The sequence below is a fragment of the Pseudomonas sp. NPDC087814 genome, assembly GCF_044742865.1.
Taxonomy (GTDB): Bacteria; Pseudomonadota; Gammaproteobacteria; order Pseudomonadales; family Pseudomonadaceae; genus Aquipseudomonas.
In genome coordinates this window covers 1-15,030 of record NZ_JBIUVK010000053.1, presented here as the reverse complement: position 1 = coordinate 15,030, position 15,030 = coordinate 1, and the positions used below count along the sequence as shown (strand labels likewise).

Sequence of the window (15,030 nt, the reverse complement as noted above, 5' to 3'; positions counted from 1 at the left end):
CACTGGGGTCGCTGCGCGACCCAACGGGAGCAAGCTCCCTCGCCACAGGTATGTGCCTGTCGTCACCGTTGCATGAGGAGCGTTTTGTGGACGAGAAACAACGTTATGCCGAAGGCCTGCAAGTGCGCCGCGAAGTGCTGGGCGACGCCCATGTCGACCGCAGCCTCAACGCCCTGACCGAGTTCAACAGCGAGTTCCAGGAAATGATCACCCGCCACGCCTGGGGTGATATCTGGACCCGCCCGGGGCTGCCGCGGCATACCCGCAGCCTGATCACCATCGCCATGCTCATCGGCATGAACCGCAGCGAAGAGCTGAAGCTGCACCTGCGCGCCGCCGCGAGCAACGGTGTGACCCGCGCCGAGATCAAGGAAGTGCTGATGCAGAGCGCGATCTATTGCGGGATTCCGGCGGCGAATGCGACGTTTCACTTGGCCGAGTCGGTGTGGGATGAGTTGGGGGTAGAGTCGCGCGCCTAGTGCGAGTCAGCGTCCCACACCCAATTCCACACGCCGGGCAGATGCACGACTTCGTCGGCGCTTTTTACCGTGCGGGCCATGGCGGCTCGCTGCAAGGTTGCCCGGTCGGTGTAGAAAGGCTGTGTGGCGAGGGGCACGCCATTGATATGGGCGCTGTCCAGCAGGATTTGCAGGTATTCCTTCAAGTGCCAGGCGGTGTAGCGGTTGATATCGTGGAAGGTCACCACCACCGGGATCACGCCGTCCACCGTCGGTAATTCGCCTTTGGCGATGCGCTCGCGCACCACCGAGAGTTGGCGTATCAGGTTTTCCCGTCGACGCGGGCTGCCGTTGAACACCCAGATCACCCCATCGTTTGCACTCAGGTCGGTCAGCAACACATGCATGCCGTGTTGCTGATAGGCGGCGAAGGTGCGCTTGTCATAGTTCCAGAACGGCGGGCGTACCAGTGTGGGCGGTTGGCCGGTGATGGAGGTGAGGGTCGACGAACCCAGGCTGAGGTAGTGCTCCAGTTCAGCCGGATTCTGCAAGCGATGGTTGCTGTGCCACGGGGTCGCGGTGTGGAAGCCCAGGATATGGCCGGCCGCGTATTCGCGCTCCATGGTCTTGTAGCCCCGGGGGTTGCCGCCGGAGCGGGGCGCCTCGGTCTGCAGGAAGAACACCGCCTTGATCCCCGGCTGTATCGGGTTGTTCGCCAGGTCCGCCATCACCGAACGGCTGGGGTTCATGAAGCCCGAGGCGCTGGGGCCGTCATCGAAGGTCAGCAAAAAACGGATCGGCGCCTCGGTTTTCAGGCGTTGTTCGGTTTGCGGTGTCAGCGCCAGGGGCGGGCCGATGCAACCGCTGAGGCTCAGGGCCAGGGCTAATACGGCCGATACGGTGGCGAAGGGTTTCATGGCGGACTCGAATGACATTGGCTGCTGGGGCGGGTCATCCATGACACGCGCGCACCATACAACAAGACTGTCGAGGCTTTACAGCAGGCTTATCGGGTAACTGACGATCAACCGGTTTTCATCAAACTCGTTGTTGTTGTAGTCCCGGCGCATGCTGGAGTTACGCCAGCGCACATTGAGATTCTTCAGCGCTCCGCTCTGCACCACGTAGGCCACTTCACTTTCCCGTCCCCATTCCTTGCCATCGGTCACCGTGCCGCTGTGTACGTTGCTGCCGCTGATGTAGCGGTTCATCAGCGTGAGGCCCGGAATACCCAGGGCGGCGAAGTTATAGTCATGGCGTACCTGCCAGGATTTTTCCTGGGCGTTGTCGTAGCTGGCGTTGTAGCTGTCGTTGGCCAGGGTGCCGCCGCTGGTGCCGTTGACGCGCATCCAGGCGCTGTTGCCGGTGAGTTTTTGCAGGCCGACGTAGAACGTGTTGCCGCCGTATCGGGCCGAGAACAGTCCGGACCAGGTCTTGTTGTCGAGGTCACCGGCGCGGGCGCTGCCGTCGTCCTTGCCATAGAAGAACCCGAGGTTGGCGCCCAGGGTCCAGTCGCCCACCGGTTGGCTGTGGATCAGGTTGAGGTATTGCTGGCTGTAGATGTCCTTGAGCTGGGCGTTCCACACACCGACCTGGGTGCGTTTGTCGTTGAAGGCATATTCGCCGCCCTGGAAGTTGAAGCGGTCGGAGGTGAACGCGGTTTTCCCGAACATGGACATGTCGGTCATGCTGCTGTCGTCCCGTGGGCTGTTGGCGCGGAACTGGCCGCCGTACAGGGTCAGGCCGTCGATTTCCTTGGAGGTGATTTGCCCGCCGCGCAGGGTTTGCGGGAGCGAGCGGCCATCGTCCGAACGCAGGATCGGCAGCACCGGCATCCATTCGCCGACTTTCACTTCTGTCTTTGAAACCCGTGCCTTGAACGCCACGCCCAGACGCCCGAATTCATCCGCCGGGCGGCCATCGTGGTCCAGCGGCAACAGCTGGGTGCCACCCGTGCCGCGTCCGCCATCGAGCTTCAATGAGTACAGGCCCAGTACATCCACGCCGAAACCGACGGTGCCCTGGGTGAAGCCGGATTTGGCGTCGAGGATGAAGCTTTGCGTCCACTCCTGTGCGCCGCCCTGGGTCTTGCTGGGGTTGGTGTAGTTGCGGTTGAAGAAGAAATTACGCAGGTTTAGGTTGGCGCTGGCGTCTTCCAGGAAGCCGTGTTCTTCAGCGACAACGGGGAGGGCAATGCTGGCGACAGCGGTTGCCAGCAAAAGCCGGCGCGGGTCGAAAGTGCTCATGGTGTCAGACCTGTTGTTATTGGGGTTATGCAGGTGGCGGCCATGGTGCGGGGCGGTGCGGGGGCGATGAAAGTGGGGGAGAGCGGGTTGTGGGCGATGATCGAACGCAAAGTCATGGGCGTAAAAAAACCGCTTCCTGGGCGGGAAGCGGTTTTTGTCTACTGCGCCACTATCAGAACAACTTCAAGGGCGGTGCTTCTTCTTTCAACGGTTCGTTCTTCGCGGTCTGTTCGTTCCAGCCACCACCGAGGGCCTTGTACAGGTTGACCTCGCTGTTGAGCTGCGCCAGGCGGTCGGTGATCAGCGATTGCTGGGCACTGAACAGTTGGCGCTGGGCGTCGAGGAACGTCAGGTTGCTGTCGACACCAATACGGTAGCGACGCTCGGCCAGGCGGTAGTAATCCTGGTTGGCCGCGACGAAGCCACGTTGGGCGTCCAGTTGCTGCTTGTAGGTCTCACGGGCGGCGAGGCCGTCGGAGACTTCCTGGAAGCCGGTCTGGATGGCTTTCTCGTAGTTGGCGACGTTGATCTCTTTCTGGATTTTCGAGTAATCCAGGCTGGCGCGCAGGCTGCCGGCGTTGAAGATCGGGATGTTGATCTGCGGTGCAAACGACCAGGTACCCGAACCGCCCTTGAACAGGCCGCCCAGGGTCGGGCTCGCGGTGCCGGCGCTGGCGGTCAGGGTGATGCTCGGGAAGAACGCAGCGCGTGCCGCACCGATGTTGGCGTTGGCCGCCTTGAGGTTGTACTCGGCCTGCAGGATGTCGGGACGACGTTGCAGCAGGTCCGATGGCAGGCCGGCCGGTACTTCGCTCAACAGGTCATCAGCCAATGGCCGGCTGACGATGTTCGCCGGCAGGCCGGTACCCAGCAGCAGGGTCAGGTTGTTTTCGTCCTGGGCCACCTGGCGGGTATAACGCGCCAGTGCAACCCGGGCGTTTTCCACCGAGGTACGGGCCTGGCTCAGGTCCAGGGCCGAAGCCACGCCGACTTCATTGCTGCGCGAGGTCAGTTTGAAGCTCTGCTCGTACGCGCCCAGGGTGTCCTGGGTGAGCTTGAGCAGCTCCTTGTCGGCCTGCCAGGTCAGGTAGGCGTTGGCCACGCTGGCCACCAGGCTGATCTGGGTGGTGCGACGCGCTTCTTCGGTCGCGAAGTATTGTTGCAGCGCTTGTTCGCTCAGGCTGCGTACGCGGCCGAACAGGTCCAGCTCATAAGAACTGATCCCGAGGCCCGCCGAGTATTGGCTGGTGATGCCCGCTTCGCCGGTCTGCGACAGCTTGGCCGGGGTGCGCGTACGGCTGCCGCTGCCCGTGGCCGAAACCGCCGGGAACAGGTCGGCGCGCTGGATCTGGTACTGCGCGGCATACGCATCGATGTTCAGGGCCGCGACACGCAGGTCGCGGTTGTTCACCAGGGCGGTCTGGATCAGCTGTTGCAGGGCAGGGTCATGGAAAAACTGCTTCCAGCCCTGCTCGGCAGCTGCCTGGCCTGGCGCCTGAGCCGACGAATACGCCGGCCCCTGCGGGAACTGCGCGGCTACCGGCGCTTCAGGGCGCTGGTAGTCCGGGATCAGCGAGCAGCCACTGAGCACGAATGCCGTGACCGCTAAGGAAAGTAGCGACTTGCTCATTGGCCAGCCTCTTTAGGAGTTTGCTTGGGTTCAGTCTTTTTACGCTCGCCAGCGGAGGACACGGTTGCGAAGAACAGGGGTACCCAGAAGATCGCGAGGACCGTGGCGGTGATCATACCGCCAATTACGCCCGTACCGATGGCGTGCTGGCTACCTGAGCCGGCACCGGTGGAAATTGCCAGGGGCAGTACGCCGAGCATGAACGCCATGGACGTCATGATGATCGGTCGCAGACGCATGCGGGATGCCTCGATGGCCGACTCGACAATGCCTTTGCCCTGCTCGTGGAGCTCCTTGGCGAACTCCACGATCAGGATGGCGTTTTTCGCTGCCAGACCCACCGTCACCAACAGGCCCACCTGGAAGAACACGTCGTTGGACAGTCCCCGCAGGCTGGTGGCGATCAACGCACCGATCACACCCAGCGGTACAACCAGAATCACCGCAATCGGGATCGACCAGCTTTCGTACAGTGCCGCGAGGCAGAGGAACACCACCAGCAGCGACAGGGCGTACAGCGCAGGTGCCTGGGAGCCGGACAGGCGTTCTTCGTACGACAGGCCGGTCCAGGAGTAACCAACGCCAGCCGGCAGGTCCTTGGCAATGCGTTCGACTTCCGCCATCGCATCACCGGTACTGTAGCCAGGTGCCGGGGTACCGAGGATTTCCATCGCCGCTACACCGTTATAGCGCGAGAGCTTTGGCGAACCGAAGATCCACTTGCCCGAAGAGATGGCCGACAGCGGCACCATTTTCCCGGACGTGCTGCGCACGTACCATTTGCTCAGGTCTTCCGGAGACATCCGGCTGGCGGCGTCACCCTGTACATACACCTTCTTCACACGACCACGGTCGATGAAGTCGTTGATGTAGCTGCCACCCAAGGCGATTGCCAGGGTCTGCTGGATGTCTGCCAGGCTGATGCCCTGGGCACTGGCCTTCTCGTCGTCAACGGTCAGCTCGTACTGCGGCTCATCGTTCACGCCGTTGGGGCGCACGCCCGCCAGGATCTTGCTTTGTGCCGCGGCACCCAGGAACTGGTTACGCGCATCCATCAGCTTCTGGTGGCCGACGCCGCCCTGGTCTTGCAGGAACACGTCGAAACCGGTGGCGTTACCCAGTTCGAGTACCGAAGGTGGCACCACGGCAAATACCATGGCGTCCTTGAAGGCCCCGAAGAAGTAACCCTGGGCACGCTTGGCAACCTCAAATACCGACTGGCTCGAGTCACGCTCGTCCCACGGCTTGAGCATCACGAACGCGAGGCCCGAGCTCTGGCCACGACCGGCGAAGTTGAAGCCGTTCACGGTAAACACCGATTTGACAGCCTTGCCTTCGCCTGGCTCGCCTTCCTTGTCGTTCAACAGGTAGGCGCGCATATCGTCGATGACTTTCTGCGTACGTTCAGCCGAAGAACCCACCGGCGTTTGTACCTGGGCAAAGATCACGCCCTGGTCTTCCTCTGGGAGGAACGCGCTTGGAATGCGGGTGAACATCCAGATCATGCCGGCAAGGATCAGGGCATAGACCACGAACGCCGGGAACTTGTGCTTGATCATGTTACCGACGCCGCGCTCGTAGCTCAGTACGCCACGGTCGAAGGTACGGTTGAACCAGCCGAAGAAGCCGCGCTTGGGTTGGCCGTGTTTTTCCGGGTCAATCGGCTTGAGCATGGTGGCGCACAAGGCCGGGGTGAAGACCAGGGCAACCAGTACCGACAGCGCCATCGCCGAAACGATAGTGATGGAGAACTGGCGGTAGATCACACCGGTGGAACCACCGAAGAACGCCATTGGCAGCAATACCGCCGACAGCACCAGGGCGATACCCACCAGGGCCCCCTGGATCTGGCCCATGGACTTGACCGTCGCCTCCTTGGGCGACAAGTGCTCCTCGGCCATTACCCGCTCGACGTTCTCCACCACAACGATGGCATCGTCCACCAGCAAGCCGATGGCCAGGATCATGCCGAACATGGTCAGGGTGTTGATGGTGAAGCCGAACGCAGCGAGGATCCCGAAGGTACCCAGCAATACCACCGGTACGGTCATGGTGGTGATGATGGTGGCGCGGAAGTTCTGCAGGAACAGGAACATCACCAGGAACACCAGCACGATCGCTTCGATCAGGGTGTGAACCACACCGGAGATCGATTCGGTCACAACCGGCGTGGTGTCATACGGCACCACAGCCTTCATGCCAGGCGGGAAGAACGGTTCGAGGGACGCAACCGTTTCGCGAATCGCCTTGGCGGTGTCCAGTGCGTTGGCACCGGCTGCCAGCTTGATCGCCATACCGGAAGCCGGCTTGCCGTTGAACTGTGCGCTGATGCTGTAGTTCTGGCCGCCCAGTTCGATACGCGAAACGTCACCCAGGCGAACCTGGGAACCGTCGGTATTGACCTTCATCAGGATATTGCCGAACGCTTCAGTGGTTTGCAGACGCGTCTTGCCGATGATGGTGGCGTTCAACTGAGTGCCGGGCAGGGCAGGCAGGCCGCCGAGTTGGCCGGTGGCCACCTGGACGTTCTGCGCCTGGATGGCGTTGCTGACATCCACTGGCGTCAGCTGGTAGTTGTTCAGCTTGGCCGGGTCGAGCCAGATACGCATGGCGTACTGGGAACCGAACACCTGGAAGTCGCCCACACCGGCGGTCCGGGAAATCGGGTCCTGGATGTTGGAAACGATGTAGTTGGAAAGGTCATCCTTGGTCATGCTGCCGTCTTCCGACACCAGACCGATCACCATCAGGAAGTTCTTCACCGACTTGGTAACGCGGATACCCTGCTGCTGTACTTCTTGTGGCAGCAGCGGGGTCGCCAGGTTGAGCTTGTTCTGTACCTGAACCTGGGCGATGTCCGGGTTGGTACCCTGGTTGAACGTCGCGGTGATGGTCATGCTGCCGTCGGAGTTACTGTCCGAGGCGACATAACGCAGGTTGTCGATACCGTTGAGCTGTTGTTCGATGACCTGCACCACGGTGTCCTGCACGGTTTGTGCAGACGCGCCCGGGTAGGTCACCTGGATATCAATGGCGGTTGGCGCGATGGCCGGGTACTGGTTGATGGGCAACTTCAGGATCGACAGTGCCCCGACCAGCATGATCACCAGGGCAATTACCCAGGCGAAAATGGGACGGTCGATAAAAAATTTCGACATGAATTACTCCCCTTGACCAGCAGCGGCAGCAGGAGCAGCAGCGGAACCGGCGGGTTTGGCGTTATCAGCGTCCTTGACCTTGACTTCGATGCCCGGCTTGATGAATTGCAGGCCTTCGGTGATCACACGGTCACCGGCGTTCAGGCCTTTTTCCACCAGCCAGTAGGCGCCGGTAGTGCGGTTGGCCACCAGTACACGTTGCTCGACCTTGTTGTCCTTGTTCACCACCAGCGCGGTCGGGATGCCCTTCAGGTCGCGGGTCACGCCTTGCTGTGGTGCCAGGATGGCCTTGCTGTTCACACCGGCTTGCAACTGCGCGTGGACGAACATGCCCGGCAGCAGGGTGTGGTCAGGGTTCGGGAATACGGCACGCAGGGTCACGGAACCGGTGGTTTCGTCGACCGAGACTTCGGAGAATTCCAGCTTGCCTTCCACGCCGTAGGCGGTGCCGTCTTCCAGGGTCAGCTTGACCTTGGCCGCGTTTTCGCCGGCTTTTTCCAGTTGGCCGCTTTCCAGGTCACGACGCAGTTTCAGCATCTCGGCAGAGGACTGCGTGACGTCGACGTAGATCGGGTCCAGTTGCTGGATCACTGCCATGGCGTCGGTCTGGCCGTTGCTGACCAGCGCGCCTTCGGTGACCGAAGAGCGACCGATACGCCCGGAGATCGGGGCAAACACCTTGGTGTAGCGCACGTTGATCTGGGCCGTTTGCACGTTGGCTTCAGAGGTCATGCGGTTGGACACGGCGGTGTCGTATTCCTGGCGGCTGACGGCCTGCTCATCGACCAACTGCTTGTAGCGATCGGCAATCGATTTGGTCTGGGCGAGGTTGGCCTGGGCGCTTTTCAGCGAGGCGTCATACACCGACGGATCGATCTGATAGAGCTGCTGGCCTTCCTTGACGTCGCCCCCTTCCTTGAACAGACGCTTGAGAATGATGCCGTTGACCTGAGGGCGAACCTCGGCAATGCGGTAGGCCGTGGTGCGGCCTGGCAGCTCGGATGTCAGGGTAAAGGCTTGAGGTTGAATAGTGACCACGCCGACCTGAGGGGTTTGAGCGGGCGGAGCCGCTTCTTCCTTTTTACATCCGCTGAGCAGCGATGCCAGGGCGACGGCAGTAACCAGGGCGGTAACAGCTGGCTTAAGTTGCATGAAGATCCTCGGGTCAGGCGCGCAGAGTGCGCACAAGAAGTGTGGAAGGGTAAAAAACAGGCACTGAGTGGATAAGTAGCTTGCTACGCAATATACTTACGTTCATGGTTGTTTGTAAACTCTTGACAGGCTTCGCGGAATGTTGACAAAGCAGCGTCCAAAGCCTCGATTCTAGTACGTTCGGCGCCCTTGACGGCGTCGTCCCACAATTATTCAGATGGTCGTTAGCGGCGGTTGAGTCTGCGTTACCGATCACCCCAAGTCTCCTGATTGAGGTTTTACTGCCATGGTTCGTCGGAAGCTCAGGAAACGCGCAGCCAGATTCTTGAAGCGGCCGAGCAGGCCTTCTACGAGCGCGGGGTTGCGCGTACCACGCTGGCGGATATTGCCGCGCTGGCAGGCGTGACACGTGGTGCCATCTACTGGCATTTCAGCAACAAGGCCGACCTGGTGCAGGCGATGCTCGATACGCTGCACGAGCCGCTGGATGAATTGGCCAGGGCCAGTGAGAGCGAGGACGAGGTCGATCCGCTGGGTTGCATGCGCAAGCTGCTGATTCATCTGTTCCATCAAGTGGCCCTGGACCCGAAGACCCGGCGCATCAATGAGATTTTGTTTCATAAGTGCGAATTCACCGATGAAATGTGTGATCTGCGCCGTCAGCGCCAGACCGCCAGCCTCGAATGCAACCTGCGCATCGGGCTGACCTTGCGTAACGCGGTCCATCGCGGGCAGCTTCCGGAGAATCTCGACACCGTACGTGCCGCGGTGTGCATGCACGCCTATATCGACGGAATTCTCGGCCAGTGGCTGCTGGTGCCCGACAGTTTCCAGTTGGCCCAGGACGCAGAGCGCTGGGTCGATATCGCGTTGGACATGCTGCGCTTGAGCCCTGGCCTGCGCAATTAAGACAAAATGCGTAATTGCGACCAGTTGTGTCAACAATAAACACCGGGGCTGGTCAATCAGGCTTTTCCCTGATTTTGTGGGGTGACGTTATATACGGGCTGGCGGGCGGTTGATAGGTAGTTGGCTAAGTATTTTGTAGCAATATTGTTGCAAGGCTGTGAAGGAATGTTTCCTGCGGCCCATAAAAAAGCCCCGGCTCTCGCAAGTCGGGGCTTTTTCGTTTCAGCAGATCAGAGTGCCAGGGTCGGGTAGTCGATGTAGCCGACCGGGCCTTTGGCGTAGAAAGTCTCTGGATGTGCTTCGTTCAGCGGTGCATCGGCCTTCAGGCGAGCCGGCAGGTCCGGGTTGGCGATGAACGGCACGCCGAATGCCACGGCGTCAGCCTTGCCCGAAGCCAGCCACGCATTGGCGCTGTCCTTGGTGAAGCGTTCGTTGGCGATGTACGGGCCACCGAAGGCGGCTTTCAGTTGAGGGCCGAGGCTGTCGCCTGCTTCCTTTTCACGGGAGCAGATGAACGCGATGCCACGCTTGCCCAGCTCTTTGGCGACGTAGGTGAAGGTTTCCGACAGGTTGGCGTCGCCCATGTCGTGGGAGTCGGCGCGCGGTGCCAGGTGCACGCCTACACGGCCGGCGCCCCAGACTTCAATCACGGCGTCAGTGACTTCGAGCAGCAAGCGTGCGCGGTTTTCCAGGGAGCCGCCGTAGTTGTCGGTGCGCTGGTTGGTGCTGCTTTGCAGGAACTGGTCGAGCAGGTAGCCGTTCGCACCGTGGACTTCCACGCCGTCAAAGCCGGCGGCCTTGGCGTTCTCGGCGCCTACGCGGTAAGCGTCGACGATGTCGGCGATTTCGGCGATTTCCAGGGCGCGCGGCGTTGGGTAGTCGGCCAGCGGACGTACCAGGCTGACGTGGCCTTTAGGCTGGATGGCACTTGGCGCGACCGGGGTTTCACCGTCCAGGTACGACTCGTGGGAGATCCGGCCCACGTGCCACAGTTGCAGGAAGATCTTGCCGCCTGCACCGTGCACGGCCTTGGTCACATTGGCCCAGCCGCGAACCTGGTCGTTGGACCAGATGCCCGGGGTGTCCGGGTAACCCACGCCCATTGGCGTTACGGAGGTGGCTTCGCTGAGGATCAGCCCGGCGGAAGCGCGTTGGACGTAGTACTCAGCCATCAGCGCATTGGGCACGCGACCGGCGTCGGCACGGCAGCGGGTCAGCGGCGCCATGATGATGCGGTTCGACAGTTCCAGGTCGCCCAGTTTGATCGGATCGAAAATAGTCGTCATGGGATAACACCCTTCTCTTTAGTTGATCAGTTAGTCGCAGGGGCCAGGTCGGCATCGCCGGTCTGACGGAAAGTAATCAGGGTCACCAGCAGCGCGAGCACGGCCAGTGCAGCAGCGGCCAGGGGCACGCTGGTCAGGCCGAAGCCGTGGGCAATCACGCTGCCGCCCACCCAGGCGCCGAGGGCGTTGCCGATGTTGAAGGCGCCGATGTTCAAGGTGGACACCAGGTTCGGTGCGGCCTTGCCGAAGGTCACCACGTTGATTTGCAGTGCCGGTACGGCGGCAAACGAGGCGGTGGCCCAGAGGAACAGGGTGATTTCAGTCGGGATCACGGCGACGCTGGTCCAGGTCAGTACGGTGGACACCACCGCCATGCTGATGAACACGCCGATCAGGGTGGCAGCCAGGCGCTTGTCTGCCAGCTTGCCGCCGATGATGTTGCCGACGGTCAGGCCCAGGCCGATCAGCAGCAGGGTCCAGGTCACGCCTTTGGGCGAAACACCGGTGACGTCCCCCAGCAGCGGCGCGACGTAGGTGAAGAGGGTGAACATCGACGCAGCGAACAGCGCGGTCATGCTCAGCGACAGCCAGATGCCGGCGCCTTTGAGTGCTCTGAGCTCGGCGCGCATGTCGAGTTTTTCCTCGTCACGCTTGGCCGGCAGGAAGCGGATCAGGCCGATCAGGGCGATCACCCCAATCACCGTCACGGCCCAGAAGGTCGAGCGCCAGCCGGCTTCCTGACCCAGCGCGGTGCCCAGCGGTACGCCGAGCACGTTGGCCAGGGTCAGGCCGGTGAACATCAGCGCCACGGCCGAAGCACGCTTGTTGGCCGGCACCAGGTTGGCGGCGACCACCGAACCGATACCGAAGAAGGCACCGTGGCACAGCGCGGTGACCACACGGGCAAACATCAGCACGTTGTAGTCACTGGCCAGGGCGCAGAGCAGGTTGCCGATGATGAAGATGCCCATCAACGCTACCAGGGCGGCCTTGCGCGGCAGCTTGGCGGTGGCCAGTGCCATGAAGGGGGCACCGATGGCCACGCCCAGGGCGTAGCCGGTCACCAGCCAGCCGGCGCCGGGAATCGATACACCGAGGTCGGCCGCCACATCGGGCAACAGGCCCATGATGACGAACTCGGTGGTACCGATGGCGAAGGCGCTTAAGGCCAGGATGAGTAGCGAGAGAGGCATTGATGGGTCCTTGTTACAGCGGTGCGCTGAGTTCTTCGGTGAGCGCTTTGAGGAAGGCTTGGATCACGTCCTCATTGCGTTTGAAAAAGTGCCATTGGCCGGCCTTCTGGCTGCTGATCAGCCCCGCCCGTTGCAGGTTCGCCAGGTGCGCCGACACGGTGGACTGAGACAGCCCGCAGCGCTGGTCGATCTGCCCGGCGCAAATGCCGTATTCGTGGTTGTGCAACTGCTCGGGGAATTGCACTTTCGGGTCTTTCAGCCAGTTGAGGATGTCTCGCCGTACTGGGTGCGCCAGGGCTTTTATTATTTCGTCGAGGTCGATGGACATGGCAGTGATGCTCGGTTTTGTAAAACGTTATATCGCGATGAGGCGAACTTTAAATCGTTGTATCCCGATATACCAATATGATTTTGGTCTTAAACCAGATTGAATCGGTATATCGGGTTATAACGATACGTTGACGGCAGTGCTAGACTGCGCGCCATGAATTATCTCGCACATCTGCACCTCGGCGGCCAACTTCCTGCTCAATTGCTTGGCAGCTTGTATGGCGACTTTGTTAAAGGTCGCCTGCAAGGCCAATTCAGCCCGCAAATCGAGTCGGCGATTCAGTTGCATCGCTCAATCGATCGCTACACCGACAGTCATCCGCTGATCGGGCAGGCGCTGTCGCGCTTCACCCTGACCCGGCGCCGCTATGCCGGGATTGTCCTCGATGTGTTTTTCGACCACTGCCTGGCGCGGGACTGGGCGTTATATGCCGATCAGCCGCTGGAGCGATTTACCTCTGAGGTTTACCGGGTGCTCGCCGAAGAGCCGGCGTTGCCGGGGCGGCTGGCGCAGATTGCGCCGTACATGGCGGCGGATGACTGGCTGGGTTCGTACCGCGAATTTGCGGTGATGGAACAGGTACTTCGAGGAATTGGCCGGCGCCTGACACGGCCCGAAGAACTGGGCCATGCCATGCAGGAGTTGCGAGCGCTGTATGAGCCGTTGAGCGAGGACTTTCGGGTGTTTTACCCAGAATTGCAGCGGTTCTCAAATAGCCAGTTGGCAATACAACTATAAATGTGGGAGCGGGCTTGCTCGCGAAAGCGGTGGGTCAGCTAATGAATCTGCTGACTGATGCACCGCCTTCGCGAGCAAGCCCGCTCCCACATTTTTCACCGTGCTCGCTTCAGGCCGCGAATGCTGGCCGCGCTGGCATTTGCTCAGCTTCTGGAAGGGGGCCAAACAACGCCTTCTGCACCGCCTGTTGCGCCTGGAACGCCAGCGCCGCACGTTCCTGCCCGGCGCAGGCAATCGGCTTGAGCAGATGGATTTCCACGTCGCCCTGGTCATTGCCGAACAAACGCATCAGGTGCGAGAGCAAATCATCGTCGCCAATGAACGGTGCCAGCGGGTCGATGTGGCCATCGCGCAGATAACGAATCGCCACCGGTTGCAGCGACACATCGGCATCAATCGCACTGGCCAGTAACCGCCCGTGGAACGTACGCAGGGCGCGGCCGTCGGTGGTGGTGCCTTCCGGGAACATCAACAGCGGGTGTTGTTGTTCCAGATGACGCGTCATCTGTTTGCGAATCAACTGGCTGTCCCCCGAACCTCGGCGGATGAACAGGCTGCCTGCCTTGGCGGCCAACCAGCCCGCCACCGGCCAGGTGCGCACCTCGGCCTTGGACAGGAACGACATCGGCGCCACCATCCCCAGCAGCGGGATATCGGTCCACGATACGTGGTTGCTGACCCACAGCATCGACTGTTGCGGCAACTCACCGTGAACGGTCACGCGAAAGGGCAGGGCGTTGGTCAGCCGTGCCATGAAAAAACGCGACCAGCGCTGCCGGCGCACCATCGAGTTGGCCACGCCCAGACGTTCAAACACGCCAAACACACTGGCCATGGTCAAACCCAGGGCCACCACCACCAGCACGCGGGCAATTCGCCCGTACACCCGAAGGCGGCTCATCACATGGCTGCCTTGAAGTGGCGGGCATACCGCGGGCACAGCTCGTCGCGCTTGAGCAGGATGAACACGTCGGCGACCTGGAAGTCTTCGTCCCAGCAGGGTTCGCCGCAAATCTTTGCACCCAGGCGCATGTAGGCCTTGAGCAAGGGGGGCATTTCGGCGATGACGTTGGATGGCAGGTCCAGTGCCGGCAGCGGCTTTTTCGGCTCGGCCCGCAGGTGTTCGTTGCACAGGTAGCGTTCGCGCAGGCGCTGCATGATGGCGTGGGCCTGGATGCCGCCGTCGTGCATCGGGATGCTCGCGCAGCCCATCAGGTAGCTGTAGCCACCCTGGTTGAGGACTTCGGCCAGCTCGCCCCACAACACGGCGATGGTGCCGCCGTTGCGGTAGGCGGGGTCGACGCAGGTGCGGCCGATTTCCAGGATGGGGCCTTTGAGGTGCAGCAGGCCGTGGAGGCTGAATTCTTCTTCGCTGTAGAAGCGGCCCAGGGTGGTGGCGGCCTGGTGGTCGAGCAAACGGGTGGTGGCGACGAGTCGACCGCTGTTCAAATCCCGCACGCCGATGTGGCTGCAGTGAACATCATAGTCATCCATGTCCAGGCCCAGTTCAGCGCCTTTCAGCTTGGCGTTGAATTCGCCGCTGAACACGTTGAACCGCAGGGCCTGGGCTTCCTGCAAAGCCTGGGCGCCGATCAGGCGTTCGGCTTGCAGGCGGCGTTCATTGCCGGTGTCGCTGATGCGGGCGATCTGAGTCATGGCGAGTCTCCGAGTGCCGGCCAGGGTTACGGCCGGTCGACTTGTTTGTGCCATGTCAGGCTATGTAGGGCCGGTGTCATCTCCATGAAGTTACGGTGACGCTTAGATGACAGGGGGCTTGGTGGTGGTTTGCAGGGGGATTGAGTACATATCCGTTATTTAGGTAACGGCTGCTTAGGGTTCCGCTCTTACAGCGGGTCACTTTTGGCAAACGCCCCAAAAGTAACCAAAAGGTCTTTGCCCCACCACTCGGTGCCTCGCCTAGGCTCGGCA

13 protein-coding genes are annotated in these 15,030 nt (G+C 61.3%); 3 read left to right on the top strand and 10 right to left on the bottom strand.

Going from position 1 to position 15,030, the window contains the following annotated elements; genetic code table 11:
• Nucleotides 1–86: 86 nt before the first annotated feature.
• Nucleotides 87–479, top strand: a complete 393-nt coding sequence (pcaC, locus tag ACIOMR_RS26385) for a 4-carboxymuconolactone decarboxylase (protein WP_003219813.1) — start codon at nucleotides 87–89, stop codon at nucleotides 477–479.
• Here pcaC and ACIOMR_RS26380 read toward each other — a convergent pair.
• From ACIOMR_RS26380 to ACIOMR_RS26360, 5 genes are all read right to left on the bottom strand, one after another.
• Nucleotides 476–1,375 carry a polysaccharide deacetylase family protein gene (locus ACIOMR_RS26380; RefSeq protein WP_177021703.1) on the bottom strand — a complete coding sequence of 300 codons (900 nt, stop codon included), beginning with the start codon at nucleotides 1,373–1,375 and terminating at the stop codon, nucleotides 476–478. The two genes, pcaC and ACIOMR_RS26380, sit on opposite strands and share 4 nt — an antisense overlap.
• 78 nt (nucleotides 1,376–1,453) lie before the next feature.
• The gene (locus tag ACIOMR_RS26375) at nucleotides 1,454–2,704 is read right to left on the bottom strand and encodes an OprD family porin (RefSeq protein WP_102368263.1); all 1,251 of its coding nucleotides are present in this window, start codon (nucleotides 2,702–2,704) and stop codon (nucleotides 1,454–1,456) included.
• 172 nt (nucleotides 2,705–2,876) lie between these two features.
• A complete protein-coding gene (adeC, locus tag ACIOMR_RS26370) occupies nucleotides 2,877–4,334 on the bottom strand; it encodes an AdeC/AdeK/OprM family multidrug efflux complex outer membrane factor (protein WP_003219806.1) in 1,458 nt (485 codons plus the stop codon).
• The gene (locus ACIOMR_RS26365) at nucleotides 4,331–7,492 is read right to left on the bottom strand and encodes an efflux RND transporter permease subunit (protein WP_003219803.1); all 3,162 of its coding nucleotides are present in this window, start codon (nucleotides 7,490–7,492) and stop codon (nucleotides 4,331–4,333) included. Before ACIOMR_RS26365 ends, adeC begins: the two co-directional genes overlap by 4 nt.
• Nucleotides 7,493–7,495: 3 nt before the next feature.
• Nucleotides 7,496–8,644, bottom strand: coding sequence for an efflux RND transporter periplasmic adaptor subunit (locus tag ACIOMR_RS26360; RefSeq protein WP_003219800.1), 1,149 nt, complete (start codon nucleotides 8,642–8,644; stop codon nucleotides 7,496–7,498).
• Nucleotides 8,645–8,914: 270 nt separating this feature from the next.
• On the opposite strand from ACIOMR_RS26360, the gene ACIOMR_RS26355 reads away from it, so the two are divergent.
• Complete coding sequence (locus ACIOMR_RS26355; protein ID WP_401197221.1) at nucleotides 8,915–9,553, top strand: TetR family transcriptional regulator; 639 nt, start codon at nucleotides 8,915–8,917, stop codon at nucleotides 9,551–9,553.
• Nucleotides 9,554–9,783: 230 nt separating this feature from the next.
• Here the strand turns inward: ACIOMR_RS26355 and ACIOMR_RS26350 are convergent, their stop codons facing one another.
• From ACIOMR_RS26350 to ACIOMR_RS26340, 3 genes are read right to left on the bottom strand one after another with little or no spacing between them, the layout of a single operon-like run.
• Nucleotides 9,784–10,839: an alkene reductase gene (locus tag ACIOMR_RS26350; protein WP_008431139.1), complete on the bottom strand. Its 1,056-nt coding sequence runs from the start codon at nucleotides 10,837–10,839 to the stop codon at nucleotides 9,784–9,786.
• A 26-nt stretch (nucleotides 10,840–10,865) separates the two neighbouring features.
• Nucleotides 10,866–12,032, bottom strand: coding sequence for an MFS transporter (locus ACIOMR_RS26345; protein WP_003219795.1), 1,167 nt, complete (start codon nucleotides 12,030–12,032; stop codon nucleotides 10,866–10,868).
• Between the two features lie 13 nt (nucleotides 12,033–12,045).
• The gene (locus ACIOMR_RS26340; RefSeq protein ID WP_003219793.1) at nucleotides 12,046–12,360 is read right to left on the bottom strand and encodes a helix-turn-helix transcriptional regulator; all 315 of its coding nucleotides are present in this window, start codon (nucleotides 12,358–12,360) and stop codon (nucleotides 12,046–12,048) included.
• 156 nt (nucleotides 12,361–12,516) lie between these two features.
• Between ACIOMR_RS26340 and ACIOMR_RS26335 the strand changes: the two genes are divergently transcribed.
• Nucleotides 12,517–13,101 (top strand): ACP phosphodiesterase, encoded by a 585-nt coding sequence (locus ACIOMR_RS26335; RefSeq protein ID WP_003219791.1) that lies wholly within the window; start codon nucleotides 12,517–12,519, stop codon nucleotides 13,099–13,101.
• 109 nt (nucleotides 13,102–13,210) lie between these two features.
• Here ACIOMR_RS26335 and ACIOMR_RS26330 read toward each other — a convergent pair whose 3' ends face one another.
• Nucleotides 13,211–14,002 carry a lysophospholipid acyltransferase family protein gene (locus tag ACIOMR_RS26330; RefSeq protein ID WP_003219789.1) on the bottom strand — a complete coding sequence of 264 codons (792 nt, stop codon included), beginning with the start codon at nucleotides 14,000–14,002 and terminating at the stop codon, nucleotides 13,211–13,213.
• The gene (olsB, locus tag ACIOMR_RS26325; RefSeq protein ID WP_008431132.1) at nucleotides 14,002–14,757 is read right to left on the bottom strand and encodes an L-ornithine N(alpha)-acyltransferase; all 756 of its coding nucleotides are present in this window, start codon (nucleotides 14,755–14,757) and stop codon (nucleotides 14,002–14,004) included. The genes ACIOMR_RS26330 and olsB overlap by 1 nt, the downstream gene beginning before the upstream one ends.
• Nucleotides 14,758–15,030: the final 273 nt, after the last annotated feature.